General features: G+C 65.2%; 13 protein-coding genes and 1 tRNA gene. 8 read left to right on the top strand and 6 right to left on the bottom strand.

Annotated elements, in window-relative coordinates:
* Nucleotides 1-40 precede the first annotated feature (40 nt).
* Nucleotides 41-703 carry a cytochrome c gene (locus KW835_RS25260; RefSeq protein WP_218387507.1) on the bottom strand — a complete coding sequence of 221 codons (663 nt, stop codon included), beginning with the start codon at nucleotides 701-703 and terminating at the stop codon, nucleotides 41-43.
* Between the two features lie 111 nt (nucleotides 704-814).
* On the opposite strand from KW835_RS25260, the gene KW835_RS25255 reads away from it, so the two are divergent.
* The 8 genes from KW835_RS25255 (at nucleotide 815) to KW835_RS25220 (ending at nucleotide 11,337) form a co-directional block, all read left to right on the top strand.
* Entirely contained in the window at nucleotides 815-1,669 is an 855-nt protein-coding gene (locus tag KW835_RS25255; RefSeq protein WP_218387506.1) for a MoxR family ATPase, read from the top strand.
* Between the two features lie 112 nt (nucleotides 1,670-1,781).
* Entirely contained in the window at nucleotides 1,782-2,021 is a 240-nt protein-coding gene (locus KW835_RS25250; protein ID WP_218387505.1) for a hypothetical protein, read from the top strand.
* 49 nt (nucleotides 2,022-2,070) lie between these two features.
* Entirely contained in the window at nucleotides 2,071-2,670 is a 600-nt protein-coding gene (locus tag KW835_RS25245) for a GNAT family N-acetyltransferase (RefSeq protein WP_218387504.1), read from the top strand.
* 21 nt (nucleotides 2,671-2,691) lie between these two features.
* The gene (locus KW835_RS25240) at nucleotides 2,692-3,879 is read left to right on the top strand and encodes a VWA domain-containing protein (protein ID WP_218387503.1); all 1,188 of its coding nucleotides are present in this window, start codon (nucleotides 2,692-2,694) and stop codon (nucleotides 3,877-3,879) included.
* 265 nt (nucleotides 3,880-4,144) lie between these two features.
* Nucleotides 4,145-5,962, top strand: coding sequence for an autotransporter assembly complex family protein (locus KW835_RS25235; protein ID WP_255593943.1), 1,818 nt, complete (start codon nucleotides 4,145-4,147; stop codon nucleotides 5,960-5,962).
* Entirely contained in the window at nucleotides 5,962-10,515 is a 4,554-nt protein-coding gene (locus KW835_RS25230; RefSeq protein ID WP_218387502.1) for a translocation/assembly module TamB domain-containing protein, read from the top strand. Before KW835_RS25235 ends, KW835_RS25230 begins: the two co-directional genes overlap by 1 nt.
* Before the next feature lie 63 nt (nucleotides 10,516-10,578).
* Nucleotides 10,579-10,653 (top strand) — tRNA-Arg (locus KW835_RS25225).
* A gap of 69 nt (nucleotides 10,654-10,722) precedes the next feature.
* Entirely contained in the window at nucleotides 10,723-11,337 is a 615-nt protein-coding gene (locus KW835_RS25220; protein WP_218387501.1) for a hypothetical protein, read from the top strand.
* 263 nt (nucleotides 11,338-11,600) lie between these two features.
* Here the strand turns inward: KW835_RS25220 and KW835_RS25215 are convergent, their stop codons facing one another.
* The 5 genes from KW835_RS25215 to KW835_RS25195 form a co-directional block, all read right to left on the bottom strand.
* Nucleotides 11,601-11,891 (bottom strand): hypothetical protein, encoded by a 291-nt coding sequence (locus KW835_RS25215; protein ID WP_218387500.1) that lies wholly within the window; start codon nucleotides 11,889-11,891, stop codon nucleotides 11,601-11,603.
* A gap of 46 nt (nucleotides 11,892-11,937) precedes the next feature.
* Nucleotides 11,938-12,309, bottom strand: a complete 372-nt coding sequence (locus tag KW835_RS25210; protein WP_218387499.1) for a hypothetical protein — start codon at nucleotides 12,307-12,309, stop codon at nucleotides 11,938-11,940.
* A complete protein-coding gene (locus KW835_RS25205; RefSeq protein WP_218387498.1) occupies nucleotides 12,306-13,334 on the bottom strand; it encodes an RHS repeat-associated core domain-containing protein in 1,029 nt (342 codons plus the stop codon). The genes KW835_RS25210 and KW835_RS25205 overlap by 4 nt, the downstream gene beginning before the upstream one ends.
* Nucleotides 13,335-13,435: 101 nt before the next feature.
* Complete coding sequence (locus KW835_RS25200; protein ID WP_218387497.1) at nucleotides 13,436-13,837, bottom strand: hypothetical protein; 402 nt, start codon at nucleotides 13,835-13,837, stop codon at nucleotides 13,436-13,438.
* A gap of 28 nt (nucleotides 13,838-13,865) precedes the next feature.
* Nucleotides 13,866-14,452 (bottom strand): RHS repeat-associated core domain-containing protein (locus KW835_RS25195; protein ID WP_218387496.1); only part of this gene is annotated, 587 nt, incomplete at its 5' end.

Below are 14,452 nucleotides of genomic sequence, written 5' to 3'. Positions count from 1 at the left end.
GCGGCGGGTGACCGATCACATCGCCGGGGTCTTGCTGCGATCAGCGAAAGCGCGATTGCGGCACCACATGCAGGTCGCCGTCGATGCCGCTGATGTAATTGGACAGCGCCTTGAGTTCGGCATTGGTGAACTGCTTGGCCACGCCGCCCATGATGGCGTTGCTGCGGCCCACATTGGGGTTCTTCTCGGCCTTGTACGACTTCAAGGCCACGAAAAGGTAGTCGGCGTGCTGGCCTGCGATCTTGGGGTAGGACGGGTCGATGGGCTTGGCGAAGTTGTCGCCGTGGCACGAAACGCAGGCGCCCTTCTTGAGCAACTCGGCCACCTGCACGCTGGGTTCGCGGCCGGGCTTGGCGGGAAGCTCAGCACCGGTCTTGCCATGCTGCTCGTAGTAGGCAGACACGTCGGCGATGTCCTTTTCAGACAGCGAATCGGCGATGCCGCGCATGGTGGGGTGCTTGCGCTCGCCCTTTTGGTAGGCGGTGAGCGCAGCTGCGATGTACTTGGCGCTCTGGCCCGAAATCATCGGCACCTTGTGCACTTCCGGAAAGCTGGCCTGGTAGCCCGGAATGCCGTGGCAGCCGATGCACATGGCGATCTTTTGCTTGCCTGCTTCCACGTCGCCTTTGGCTTCCTGGGCATGGGAGACGGCGGTCACGGAAGCGACAGCCAGGGCGAATAGCGTGGTCAGCGTTTTGTTCATTTTGCGCGCACAATCTCGTGGAAGTTCAGTCAGCTCTGGGGATCTGATCAACAGCAGATTATAGCCAGCGCCTGTCAAGCCCCATCCATCAACGATCCGGTGATTTCCCTCATGAAATTCCAAGGTTCCCAGAACTACGTCGCCACCCAAGACCTGATGCTCGCCGTGAATGCAGCCATCACCCTGCAGCGCCCACTGCTCATCAAGGGTGAGCCCGGCACCGGCAAGACCATGCTGGCCGAGGAAGTGGCCCAGGCGCTGGACATGCCACTGTTGCAATGGCACATCAAGTCCACCACCAAGGCGCAGCAGGGCCTGTATGAATACGACGCCGTGAGCCGCCTGCGCGACAGCCAGCTCAATGATGGCGACAGCGCCGAACGCGTGAAGAACATCCGCAACTACATCGTCCAGGGCGTGCTGTGGCAGGCCTTCACGGCCGACCGTCCCGTCGCCCTGCTGATCGACGAGATCGACAAGGCCGACATCGAGTTTCCGAACGACCTGCTGCGCGAGATCGACCGCATGGAGTTCTACTGCTACGAGACGCGCGAGCTCATCAAGGCCAAGCACCGCCCCCTGGTGTTCATCACCTCCAACAATGAAAAAGAGCTGCCCGACGCCTTCCTGCGCCGCTGCTTCTTTCACTTCATCAAGTTCCCCGAGGCCGACACCATGCGCCAGATCGTGGGCGTGCACTTCCCCACGCTCAAGAGCGAGCTGCTTTCCGTCGCGATGAAGACCTTCTACGACGTGCGCAACCTCCCCGGCCTCAAGAAGAAACCTTCGACCAGTGAGCTGCTCGACTGGCTCAAGCTGCTGGTGGCCGAAGACATTCCGTTGACCGCACTGCAAAGCGCCGACAACAAGGTGGCCGTGCCGCCACTGGTGGGTGCGCTGCTCAAGAACGAACAGGACGTGAGCCTGTTCGAGAAGCTGGTGTTCATGAACCAAAGGAATCGTTGACCGCCACGCTCCGCCGTTCCACGGGCCGCTGCCCTCCCCCCAAAAATTGGGCTGGCCCGCCCTGACGCAGCCCGGCGGCAGGCCTTCAGTTGACCCACTTGAACAAGCCCCCATGACCCAGCCCACCCCGCCCACTCCCTCGCTGCTCGACGGCATTGCCGACGCCATCGGTTTCGTCGGCGGCGCGCTGGCCGGCTTCTGGATCGGCCAGTGGCTGGGCCTCGATATCTTTGCCCCCGGCTACGGCACCAAGGCGCTGCTGGGCATTGCCCTGGTGGGCCTGGGCGGCGGCCTGGGCCTGCATGCGGCGCGGCGCTGGCAGAAGAGCCGCCGCGAGCGCACCAAAGATTGAGTGGCTTGAGGCACGCACGCTTGAAGGCAACAACCGCAAAGACAGCAACATGGCCTTTGTAGAACCCGTCACCCTGACCGACCGCGGCGTACGCCTGGAGCCCCTGGCACTGTCGCACGAAGAAGGCCTGCGCCTGGCCGCAGCCGACGGCGAGCTGTGGAAGCTGCGTATCACTTCGGTTCCCGAGCCGCAGGACACGCGCGCCTACATCGAGACCGCCCTGAAAGGCCGCGACGAAGGCCACCGCTTCGCTTTCGCCGTCATCGACGAAGCCACCGGCCAGGTGCTGGGCTCCAGCAGCTTCCACGACATCGTGCCCGCCGTGCGCCGAGTGGAGATCGGCTACACCTGGTACCGCCAGAGCGTGCAGCGCAGCCACGTCAACACCACCTGCAAACTGCTGCTCATGGGCCATGCTTTCGACATGCTGGGCTGCCACGTGGTGGGCTGGCGCACCGACAACTACAACTTCGCCTCGCAGCGCGCCATCGAGCGCCTGGGTGCCAGGAAGGACGGCGTCATCCGCGGCCACGCGCTGCGCCGCGACGGCACCATCCGCGACACGGTGATGTACAGCATGCGCGCTGGCGAGTGGCCCGAAGCCAAGGCGCAGTTGCTATATCTTTTAGAGCGCCATACGCAGACCTGACAAGCGCCAGGAGCCCACAACATGCTCATAGACTTCTTCTACACGCTGCGCGCGGCCAAGCTGCCGGTGTCGGTCAAGGAATACCTCACCCTGCTTGAAGCCCTGCAGGCGGGCGTGGTGGGACCCCGCTCGGACGACGCCTGGAGCCTGGACGATTTCTACAACCTCTCTCGCCTGACCCTGGTCAAGGACGAAAAGCACTACGACAAGTTCGACCGGGCCTTTGGCGCCTACTTCAAGGGCGTGGAGATGGTGGCCGACTTCACCAAGGAAGTGCCCGCCGACTGGCTGCGCAAGATCCTGGAGAACGAGCTCACGCCCGAGCAGAAGGCCGCCATCGAGAAGATGGGCTGGGATGAGCTGATGGAGACGCTCAAGAAGCGCCTGGAAGAACAGAAGGAGCGCCACGAGGGCGGCAGCAAGTGGATCGGCACCGGCGGCACCAGCCCCTTCGGCCACGGCGGCTACAACCCGCAGGGCGTTCGCATCGGCGGCGCGGGCAAGAACAAGAGCGCCGTCAAGGTGTGGGAGCAGCGCGCCTACAAGGACTACGACGACCAGCAGGAGCTGGGCACGCGCAACATCAAGGTGGCCCTGCGCCGCCTGCGCAAGTTCGCACGCGAAGGCCACGACCTGGAGCTGGATCTGCCCGACACCATCCGCAGCACGGCGGCCAACGCCGGCTACCTGGACATCAAGATGGTGCCCGAGCGGCACAACAACGTGAAAGTGCTGCTGCTCATGGACGTGGGCGGCACCATGGACGAGCACATCCAGCGCGTGGAAGAGCTGTTCAGCGCCGTGAAGACAGAGTTCAAGCACCTGGAGTTCTACTACTTCCACAACTGCGTGTACGACTTCATGTGGAAGAACAACCGGCGCCGCTTCGCCGAGAAGTTCCCGACCTGGGACATCATCCGCAAGTACAACCGCGACTACAAGCTGATCTTCGTGGGCGACGCGACCATGAGCCCGTACGAGATCCTGCAACCCGGCGGCAGCGTGGAGTACAACAACGAGGAAGCGGGCGCCGAATGGATCCAGCGCCTCACGCATGCCTTTCCCAAGCACGCCTGGATCAACCCCGAGCCGCAGGGCGTCTGGCAGTACCGCCAGAGCATCAGCATCATCCAGCAGTTGCTGGGCAACCGCATGTACCCGCTGTCGCTCAAGGGGCTGGAAGAAACCATGCGCCTGCTGTCCAAGTAGAACCGCAGGCACTGTGCGCGGGGGCACAGTGAGCGAAGCTGTCTGACAAGGACCGCCAAACTTTCAGGGCATAGTGTCAGGGCACCAACAAGGTGCAGGTGCGGCGTGCAAGACACCTGAAACGCCGTTTTTGACGCCCCGGACGCCCCACACTCCCTTGCCCACCGTGCCTTTCAGCCCCCTGCGCCCCACCGCCATCTCCCCAACGCCGGCCCTGTGGCCGGCGTTGCTGCTTGTTGGCGTGCTGGGCCTGCAAGGCTGCAGCATGCTGCGGCCCGGGGTCGACAAGGACGAGGGCGACAACGCATCGGGCACGTCGCCGGTCATTGCAGAGTCTTCATCGCCCTCGTTCGCGGTCGAAGTGCGCGCGCCCGATACCGTGCGCGGCACGCTGCAGCGGCACCTGGAGCTGCAGCGCTTTCGCAACCTGCCCGACGTGAATGCCAGCGAGCTTCAGCGCCTGCTGGGCGCGGCCGACGCCAACGCACGCGAGCTGCTGGGCGCCCTGGGCTACTTCGCCCCCACCATCACTGTCGAGCTGACCGAAACGCCGGACTCCAAGGCCGCGCCGCGCACCGTGGTGGTCACCGTACAGCCCGGGCCGCAGACCCACATCGCCAGCGCGGACATCGACTTCTCGGGCAACCCCGCAGCAGACCCCGAAGACGCCAAGGCCACCACCCGCCAGCAGCAGCGCGTGCAGCGCAACTGGTCCCTGTCGCCGGGCCTGGCGTTCACGCAGTCGGCGTGGGATTCGGCCAAGACCGATGGCCTGCGCCAGCTGCAGGCCCGCCGCCACCCCACTGCCCGCATCGCCAACAGCCGCGCCGAGATCGACGCCGACAAGCACGAGGCAAAGCTGAGCGTCACCTACGACCCCGGCCCGGCCTACCGCTTCGGCCCCCTGCGCGTGCAGGGCAGCGAGCGCTATGACCCCGACGGCGCACGGCGCCTGGCGCGCCTGCCCACCGGCGCGGTATACGACGAGGCCGAGTTGCTGGACGCCCAATTGCGCCTGGCCAGCAGCGGGTATTACGACGCTGTGTTCCTCACGCTCGACACCGAAGGCACCGACCCGCAGGCCGCACCCGTGGTGGCCCAGGTGCGCGAGGCGCCGCTGCAAAAGCTGGTGTTCGGCCCCGGCTTTTCCACCGACAGCGGCGCGCGCCTGTCGCTGGAGCACATCCACAACAAGCTGCCCGGCATCGGCTGGCGCGCAGTCAGCAAGCTGTCGCTCGACCGCGAGACGAAACTGGCCAGCACCGAATGGACGGCACTGCCCGACACCAACGGCTGGCGCTGGTTCGCAGGCGGCCAGGTGCAGCGCGAGGACACGGGCGACTTCGAGACCAACAGCGGCCGCCTGCGCTCGGGCCGCAGCAAGAGCACCAAGGCCATCGACCGCAGCTACTTCCTGCAGTACGACTACGCCAACAGCCAGGGCGCGGGCGCACCGCCCTCGGGTACCGCCGTCAGCGTCAACTACGGCTGGACGGGCCGCTACTTCAACAACATGACCGCGCCCACGCGGGGCCATGGCATCGCCGTGGAGCTGGGGCTGGGCACCACCTTGCGGCCCGAGCGCGACCCCTTCGTGCGTACGCTCGTGCGCTGGCAGACCTTCATCCCCGCAGGCCGCGTGCAGGACGATGCCGGCCAGGGCCGCAATGCCCGCATCGCCGTGCGCACCGAGGCCGGTGCCGTGCTGGCGCGCGACGGCGCCCAGGTGCCCGTGACGCAGCTCTTTCTGACCGGTGGCGACACCACCGTGCGGGGCTACGGCTACCGCAGCATCGGCGCCCGCACCGACAACGGCCAGCTGTATGGCGGCCGCTACATGGCCGTGGGCAGCGTCGAGTGGCAGCGCCCCATCGTCTACAAGGGCGAGATGACCGACTGGGAAAGCACCGTGTTCGTGGATGCAGGCGCCGTGGCCGACCGCGCGGGCGACCTGGACCCGCGCGTCGGCGTGGGCGCGGGCGTGCGCTGGCGCAGCCCCGTGGGCCCGCTGCAGGCAGACCTGGCCTACGGTGTGAAGACCAAGGAGGTGCGGGTGCACCTGCGGCTGGGGTTCAGCTTCTGATGGCCACCCAGGACGCCACCCCGCCGCCAGCTCCGGCGTCGCCACGCGCCAGGTCATCGGACTTCAGCGCCGGCTCGTCATCTCACAAGCCGCCACAGCGGCGCAAGGCGCACCGCGCGCTGCGCGGCCTGGGCTGGTTCCTCGCGGCGCTGGTGGCGCTGTTCATCACAGCGGCTGCAGCGCTGTGGTGGTGGGCCGGCAGCAGCACATCGCTGGCAGCCGCCCTGGCACGTGCCGCGCAGTACCTGCCTGCAGGCCAGCAGCTGGAGAGCCGCGATGTCAGCGGCTCGCTGCGCGGTGGTGGGCGCATCGGCTGGCTGCGCTGGAGCAGCCCGGCACTCTCGGTGGAAGTGAACGACATCGCACTGGGCTGGCAGCTCATGCCCCTGCTGCACCGTCGTCTGGAGCTGGGCGAGGTGCACGCCGCGCGGGTGCAGATCACACCAGCCGCCGATGCGCCGCCCAGCACCGAACCGCGCGAACCGCTCATGCAGCTGCGGCTGCCACTGCAGATCGGCGCGCCCTTTCGCGTGGACACCATCGAATGGGCGGGCCCGCAGAGCGTGCAGGTGCTGGGCCTGCAGGGTGACTACCGCTACGACGGCAGCGAGCACCGCCTGAACATCCAGCAGGTCGAACTGGCGCAGGGACGCTACAGCGCCAAGGCCACTCTGCAGGCCGACGCGCCCATGGCCCTGGCGGCCACGGTGGACGGTACCGTGCAGACGGCCGTGCCCGGCGGCGGCGCGCCGCTGCACCTGGGCGCGCATGCCACCCTGCAAGGCACGCTGGCCACCGCTGCCGCGCAACTGGAACTGAAGGCTCGCATCAGCCCCGCAGCCGCGCCCGTCGCACCACCGGCCTCCGCAGCTTCTGCCGCGTCGGCCCCGCCTGCTGCAGCACCCGCCACACCACCCACCGCCCGGGCCGCCAGCAAGACAGCATCCCGCGCAGCCAGCGTAGCCAGCGCAACCCGGCGCGAACAAGCATCGCCCCCACCCCCGGCAGCGCCCATGCAGGCCGACCTGGCCGCCACCCTCACGCCCTGGGCCGACCAGCCCTTGCTGGCTGCCATCGCCGCACTGCGCGCGGCAGACCTGGCCGCGCTGTGGCCCGAGGCCCCCCGCACACTGCTGCACGGCACCGTGCAGGCCGGGCCCGTGGCAGTCACCACGCCAGGCGCCCCGCAGCCTCCCGCGCCCGGCACGGCCCCCAACGCTCCGAGCGCTCCTGGAGGCCCGACCACCGGCTGGGCCCTGCGGGCGGAACTGAAGAACGACCTGGCCGGCCCGTGGGACCAAGGCCGACTGCCCCTGTCCGCCCTGCAGGCGCAGGCCACCTATGACGGCACGCGCTGGTCCGTGCCCAGCGCCGTCGCCACCGCAGGCCAGGGCACGGCCACGCTGCAAGGCCACTTCACCCCGTCCACCCAGGCCGTGGAGGGCGAGGCGCAACTGCGCAACCTGCGCCCCGACCTGCTGCACACCGCCATGGCCGCCGTGCCGCTGGCAGGCCGCATCAGCGCGAACACGCAGGGCGACAAGGTGCGCTTCAACGCGGACATCCGCGCCACCGGCGCTGCCTTGGTGCCCGCACGCGCGGGGGCCAAGGGCCGCCCCGCGCTGCTCAGCATCCAGACGCTGGCCGCGCAGGGCAGTTGGCAACCAGCGGCTGCGAACAGCGCTCCCGGAGGCGGCACCGTGCAGCTGGACCGCCTGCTGCTCGACGCCCTGCAGGCACGCGCCCAGGCCACCGACCTGCGTATCGCCCTGGCTGGCCCCGCCGTGCAGGGCCAGCTGGCGGTGACCGTGCCCGGCGCCACGGCACGCGCCCAGGGCAGCATTGCGCCCACAAGCGGCGCTGGCGACCTGCAACTGCAGTGGACCGATGCGGATGCCACCCAGCGCTGGCTCGCCGGCCTGCCGTGGGTGGGCGGCACGGTGCAGGCCACCCTGCAGGGCGCGTCTGGCAAAGGCGCCGTCTCGGTGACGTCGCGCTGGAAGGGCGGCTGGCAGACGCTGGCAGGCCAGTTGAAAGCCGCAGGTAGCGGCGGCGCAATGCCTGCAGGCAAAGACACCTTCGAGCTGCAGGCCACGCTGGCCACATCGCAATTCGACCTGGCCCTGCCCCCATCCAAGGACGCGGGCAGCCGGCCCCTGGCCCTGCAGTTGCGCGGCGTGAAGGCCGAGCTGTCGGGCAACGTGCTGCAGGCCGCCTTGTCGCTGGACGGCGAAGCGCGCCTGAACGCCAGCCAGGCCCAGCAGATGCAGCGCGCCAGCCTGCAGGCCCGGCTGTCCGGCGGCCTGGCGGCCCCCGCACAGTGGCGCGCGCAGATCAGCGAACTGCGCGTGCAGGCACAGGATGCCCAGCGGCCCGGCCCCTGGTCGCTGCAGCTGGCCGAACCCCTGTCCGTGACCGTGACCACAGCCTCGGGTGCGGGCAGCACGGCCGGCGCCACCGCCCGCGCCAACAACCAACGCAGCACCAACACACCAACGTCCCCCGCGTCCGCCCTGACCCTGCAGACCTCCGCAGGCCAGGCCCGGCTGACCGGCCCGGAGCCCGGCGCCGTGGTGCTGCGCTGGCAGCCCGTGCGTGTGAGCACCGGAGCAGCCTTGCAGCTGCAGACCCAGGGCACATTGCAAGGCCTGCCGCTGGCCTGGGTAGACGCACTGGGCATCGGCGGCACCCCGGCAGCGGCGGGCCGCCCCATGCAACCGCTGCTGGCCCGCATGGGCCTGGCCAGCACCCTGCTGCTCGACGGCCAATGGAACCTGGACACGGCCAACCCCCTGCGCGCCAGCGCCAGCCTGCGCCGCGCCAGCGGCGACCTGCGCATTCTGGCGGGCGACCCTACCGCCGTGACTGCCGTGCAAAGCAGCGGCCAAGGTGCCGGAGCAGGAGCCACCACCGTGATCGCGACGGAGGCCACGTCCAAGCCAGCGGCAGGCACGCCGGCCGGCGTGCGGCAAGCCGAGATCTCGGTGGACCTGCAAGGCGACGCCCTGCGCGCCCGCCTGGCCTGGGCCAGTGACCGTGCCGGCGAGATAGACGCCAGCGCCAGCACCCGGCTGACGCTGGGCAACAGCAACAGCAGCAGCGCAGGGGCCGGCACCGACCTTGCGGCCATCACCTGGGCCGCCGATGCACCGCTGGCCGGCACGTTGCGTGCGCGCCTGCCGGACGTCGGGGTGTGGTCCGCCCTGGCACCGCCTGGCTGGCGTGTGCGCGGCACCCTCGATGCCAGCGCCACCCTGTCGGGCACACGCGACGTGCCCCGCTGGGCCGGCACGCTCGGGGCGGACGAACTGGCCGTGCGCTCTGTGGTCGACGGCGTGGACCTGCAAGCCGGACGCCTGCGGGCGGCGCTGAGCGGCAACCAGCTCGACATCACCGAGTTCCGCCTGCAGGGCGGGCGCGGCAGCGGGGCCCGCATCGCGGGATTCAGCGGCAACCGCACTGCTGCGCCGCAGGATGGCGGCACATTGACCGGCACGGGCCGCATCACCTGGGGCCAGGCGGGCAACGGCATGTCGGGCATCGCCATGTCGATGCAGGCCGAGGCCAAGGCCCTGCAGGTGCTAGTGCGCGCAGACCGGCAGATCAGCGTGTCGGGCCAATTGCAGGCCCAGCTGCAGCAGGGCCAGATCAGCCTGCGCGGCAAGCTGACCACCGACCGCGCCACCATCATCCTGCCCGACGAAAGCGCGCCCAGCCTGGGCTCGGACGTAGTCGTGCGCTCTGCCGCCAAGGACAAGGAAGACCAGGCCAAGGCCCAGGCCGCCGCCCGCGCCAACCAGGTGGCCGCCCAGGCCGAAACCGCCAAGCCGCCCGACATCGCCATCACCCTCAACCTGGGCCGCGACTTCGCGCTGCACGGGCACGGCATCACTACACGGCTGACCGGCGAGGTCGACATCCGCAGCAGCGCCGTGGCCGGCGCCCCGCCGCGCGTGACCGGCGAAGTGCGCACCGAAGAAGGCCGCTACCGCGCCTGGGGCCAGATGCTGGACGTGGAGACCGGCCTCATCCGCTTCAACGGCCCGTACAACAACCCGTCGCTCGACATCCTGGCTTTGCGCCCCAACATCAGCGTGCGCGCGGGCGTGCAGGTCAGCGGCAGCGCCCAGGCCCCGCGCGTGCGCCTGTACTCCGACCCCGAACTGCCCGACGCCGAAAAGCTGTCGTGGGTGGTGCTGGGCCGCAACGCCGCCGCCGGCGGCGCCGAGGCCGCCGTGCTGCAGCAAGCCGCCCTGGCCCTGCTGGGCCGAGGTGGCGGTGGCGGCAACAACACCGCCGCCAACATCGCCAACCGCGTGGGCCTGGACGAGATCGGCTTCAAGGGCCCCGGCGCGGGCGAAGATGCCACGGGCGCGGCGCTCACCTTCGGCAAGCGCCTGTCCAAGGACTTGTATGTGACGTACGAGCGCAGCCTGTCGGGCACGCTGGGCACGCTGTACATCTTCTACGACCTGTCCCGCCGCCTCACATTGCGCGGCCAGACGGGGGAGAAGAGCGCGGTGGATTTGATCTACACCATGAAGTACGACTGAGGCACGGTAGAGCCGCCCCGCCAGAAACCGCGCCGCACAGCCCCTACAATGCGCGGTTGCTCTCTCCTCGTAGTTCAATGGATAGAACGAGTGCCTCCTAAGCGCTAGATACAGGTTCGATTCCTGTCGAGGGGACCAAACACACAGTTCGCAAGGGTTCAGGCTCTTGCGGACTTTTTTTATGTGCTCTCGCTTGGCGTCTGCCTCTTGGGCTCAACAACCCTGCACGGCCCACCGTCGGAAACGCGATCGCATGCGGCCAATACGATCGCCACGTATGAAGCGGCGGGCGAGGCGGCAACGCAGGAGTTCAAGGCAGTGCTCGCGGCTTCGGGCTATGAGAAGACGAAGCCGGTCAAGGAAGCGCTGTTCAAGAAGAACGATGCACTGGCCATCGCCGAAGAGCTGCGCGAGGCGCTGGCTGATTCGGAGCGCACAGCCTTGCCCAGCCGCGTCGCCGCATCACGGGCTGCGCAGGCCTTTGCGCAAGCCCACGACAACGCGTATGCGGCCTATGCGCGGGTGGAGGTGTTCAAGGCCCTTGCGGCGTCTGAGGACGGGCTTTCTCGGGCGATGGCGCTGCTGTCGCATGTGCCGGATGACATCGAGGTGGAGCGCCATGTGGACGACGTGAAGATGCACCGCATGAAGCTCGTATTGAATCGGTTGGTGGATGCTGCCAAACAGCAGCCGGAGGCGCAGACACAGCCGGAGGTGGAAGCGCTGGGGCCGCTGCAACTCGGGCCGTTTGCGGGGCGTGCGTATCTCACGCCAGTGCAGGCGCTGCAGCTGCAGCGGGCGGATGCTGCTGAGGCGGCCTGAGCGTCACGATGAACCTGGCCAGGCGCGTGTCTGGCTCTGAAATGCAAAAGGCCCTGGCAGTGATGCCAGGGCCTTTTTCGCGACCCCTCATCAACCCGCGAGTTGTCTTTGTAATCCCAGCGCAAATATCGAGCTACCACTTCCATCTTTCCATCCAAGACAGAATCTATTTTTATATTCCAATTTCCGCATTCAGAGTCTTAATTGTATTTTTGATAAGCCCGACCAGGCCTACCAACACCAATGCCCTACATAGATCAAAACTAAATTTTGAAAATATCGCCTTCGGATGCACCATAAAATAGTTTTTGCATTCTTTTATTTCCAATATGGCAAATCAATTTCAAAGCCACATAATCCAAAAATGAAAGCCAAATAACCACATCCACTTCTTTAAAAATCAAGTGGCTACTATTAATACGAACCAAAAAAATTTTAACTGAGAGTGCAGATCCAACTCGGAGTGCATCTTGCAGTTGTGGTTCAGCCTTAGCATGGCCAGCGTCTCGGCCACGAGTCCCCCCCAGATGCGTACTCCGGCAACCGCTTGGCAATTAACTTCCAATATGCATTCGAAGCATCAACAGTGGAATTCAACAACTACTCTTTACGAAGCCGCGCAGCCTCAATCTGTGCAATTTCCCTTAGCGGCAACCAAGGGCATTCCTGTGCAAATTCTGCCAAACACTCTGCCCCTTTTGCACGATCACCACCCTCTGAGAGATTTTCAGCCTTCAATATTCTAGCTCCCAAATTCCGATTCCATTCTTTTTCACTAGCTTTTAAGCCATGAATCCAATCAGCAAACTCCTCCGCATTTAAGTCATCCGGCACCAGCCGGACCGGCACACACTGCTCTACAAGTTTAGAAAGCGAGCATCTATCTTTTTCATCAAAATGGTCTATTAATTCGCTTGCCGAGCGTTCTGCCATATTGTGAAGCCAACCCATTAATTCATCGGTATTAGTCATTCAAATCCTGGTGCTGCGCATTGATTTTGATTCTTCCGAGGTCGGCATGAGGCAGGTCCGCGGAATGGCCATTCGCCTTGTGCGATGCATTTCATCTCACAAGCATTGCAATTGCCGGTCCAACGCTGCTGCCTGCATTGCACTGATAGCCTGATGCATTGACCTTTCGCATCGTCGGGACCTGGCCAAGGGTCAGGATCACTCGGCGGCTGCGGAGGACGTGGAGGGGGAATAAATGGCCGTTTGGGCGTTATGGGGTAGTCAAGTGGCCGAGGACCGTCTTTGGTGTCAGGGCCTAACATTTCATCGGCCGTCTTTTGCAAACCAAATACATCAATAAAACCGAGCGGATCCCCCCCCACATACCCAAACCGATTCCACCCTCCATCCAGCCCAATCGGATCGCCCTGCGTATACCGCCCCGTCCTGCTGTCATAGCTCCTGAAGTAGTTGTAGTGCAGCTTGGTCTCCGCGTCAAAGTACTGCCCCGGATACCGCAGGTTGAAGGTCACCTCAGGCACGCTCGTGGCGCCCGTCGTCGGGGTGGTGGTCTCGCTGGTGAAGCGCTTGGCCGCCGTGGTGGGTTGCTCATCCCCAAACGCGCTGTATTCCCACTGCCATGCCGCCTGCCCGTCTGCCTGCGTGAGCTTTCTCGGGGTGTTCAGGTGGTCGCTGTGGATGGCATAGGTCTGACCCTTGATCACTGCCGCAATGGGCATAGGACCTGAGGCAGTGGGCAGGTACAGGTATTGGGCCGTGCCTGCGCTGTTGGCGCCGCCCGAGCCGTATTCCCCCAGCAGGGTGCCGTCTTCTGCGTACACGTAGCTCCAGCCGAGTTTTTCTGCATCGCTGGTGGCCGGGCTCCAGAGTTTGGAGAGGAAGGCCTTGAACTGTTCGATGAAGCCGGGTTGCTCCTGGCTGTTTTTGCCATCGCTTTCATCGTCATCGGCCAGCAGGTTGGCCAGGGTCTTGGTGCTGGCGGGCTTGGCCGCTGCGCTGCTGTACAGCGGCTCGGTCTTGAACACGCGCTGGCCCAGGCCGTTGTGGGCGTATTTGGTCTGGGGGTGTCGGTTCCCTGGCCGGTGTTGGAGCCGACGCCCAGTCGCGACGGTCTGCGCAGGGTTCGCTAGACCCACTTTCCTTTCGCCTTCGATAGCTTCGGAAAGCGCAACTCCTTGGCTCGTTTGAGCGTGCAATTAATTTCAATAGCAAGAGCTTGAAGATCAACTATCACCTCACCTATCTCTCTTGCCTCGTGAGCCGAGTACACACGCCCCTCATGACTCGTCGGACTCAGATCCGACGTCTCGGCGGCGGGTTGCACTTCTTGCCCCAACTGAATACCCAAACCAAACTTTACGACGGAGACCGCATCCTGGAAATAATACTTATCGGACCTGCCAGAGGGTAGATTGAATATGTTAACTCCGGCGTACACCAACGGTTCTATGCTAGGCATCGTTTGAGCTACGTCGGCAAAAGCAATTCGATAATAAGTTGCCCCTATCTCGAGGGAATTGACATCCATATCTTCTTTCTACGTCGTCGTGCTGAATTTATTGCGCCGCTCCAGCGAGCCCTCCGAGTACACCTCCAACAGGCCCAGCAAGGCAGGAGCCAAGAATAATGAGTCCGCCCACTATAAGTGTTTGACATGTTTTTCCACACACAGGCTCTTCATCTTTGCAAGCACAGTTAACTTGTCGCTCCATGTCCACATCCTTTTGCCCTGTTACTGGATCGTATTTCTTCCAACGCGGGATATTCTGAACATAACAAGCCTGTACTTTTTCCCGAGAGCCACACTTTGCATCACAGACCTGTAGATCGAGTTTTGTGCAACTGGCACGTTTAACATTCGGAGCCAATCCAGTTGGGTCGGCCTGTGATAGAGGGTTCCCATCCACATAGGCAAACCGATTCCACCCCCCGTCCAGCCCAATCGGATCCCCTTGCGTATACCGCCCCGTCCTGCTGTCATAGCTCCTGAAGTAGTTGTAGTGCAGCTTGGTCTCCGCGTCAAAGTACTGCCCCGGATACCGCAGGTTGAAGGTCACCTCAGGCACGCTGGTGGCGCCCGTCGTCGGGGTGGTAGTCTCGCTGGTGAAGCGCTTGGCCGCCGTGGTGGGTTGCTCATCGCCAA

The organism is Acidovorax sp. sic0104, from assembly GCF_019219095.1.
Taxonomy (GTDB): Bacteria; Pseudomonadota; Gammaproteobacteria; order Burkholderiales; family Burkholderiaceae_C; genus Acidovorax.
This window is presented reverse-complemented; position numbering and strand designations above follow the sequence as displayed.

Excerpts from the sequence above, each read along its gene's own strand:
- KW835_RS25260 (WP_218387507.1), bottom strand. The coding sequence starts at position 703 with ATGAACAAAACGCTGACCACGCTATTCGCCCTGGCTGTCGCTTCCGTG.
- KW835_RS25255 (WP_218387506.1), top strand. The coding sequence starts at position 815 with ATGAAATTCCAAGGTTCCCAGAACTACGTCGCCACCCAAGACCTGATG.
- KW835_RS25250 (WP_218387505.1), top strand. The coding sequence starts at position 1,782 with ATGACCCAGCCCACCCCGCCCACTCCCTCGCTGCTCGACGGCATTGCC.
- KW835_RS25245 (WP_218387504.1), top strand. The coding sequence starts at position 2,071 with ATGGCCTTTGTAGAACCCGTCACCCTGACCGACCGCGGCGTACGCCTG.
- KW835_RS25240 (WP_218387503.1), top strand. The coding sequence starts at position 2,692 with ATGCTCATAGACTTCTTCTACACGCTGCGCGCGGCCAAGCTGCCGGTG.
- KW835_RS25235 (WP_255593943.1), top strand. The coding sequence starts at position 4,145 with ATGCTGCGGCCCGGGGTCGACAAGGACGAGGGCGACAACGCATCGGGC.
- KW835_RS25230 (WP_218387502.1), top strand. The coding sequence starts at position 5,962 with ATGGCCACCCAGGACGCCACCCCGCCGCCAGCTCCGGCGTCGCCACGC.
- KW835_RS25210 (WP_218387499.1), bottom strand. The coding sequence starts at position 12,309 with ATGACTAATACCGATGAATTAATGGGTTGGCTTCACAATATGGCAGAA.
- KW835_RS25200 (WP_218387497.1), bottom strand. The coding sequence starts at position 13,837 with ATGGATGTCAATTCCCTCGAGATAGGGGCAACTTATTATCGAATTGCT.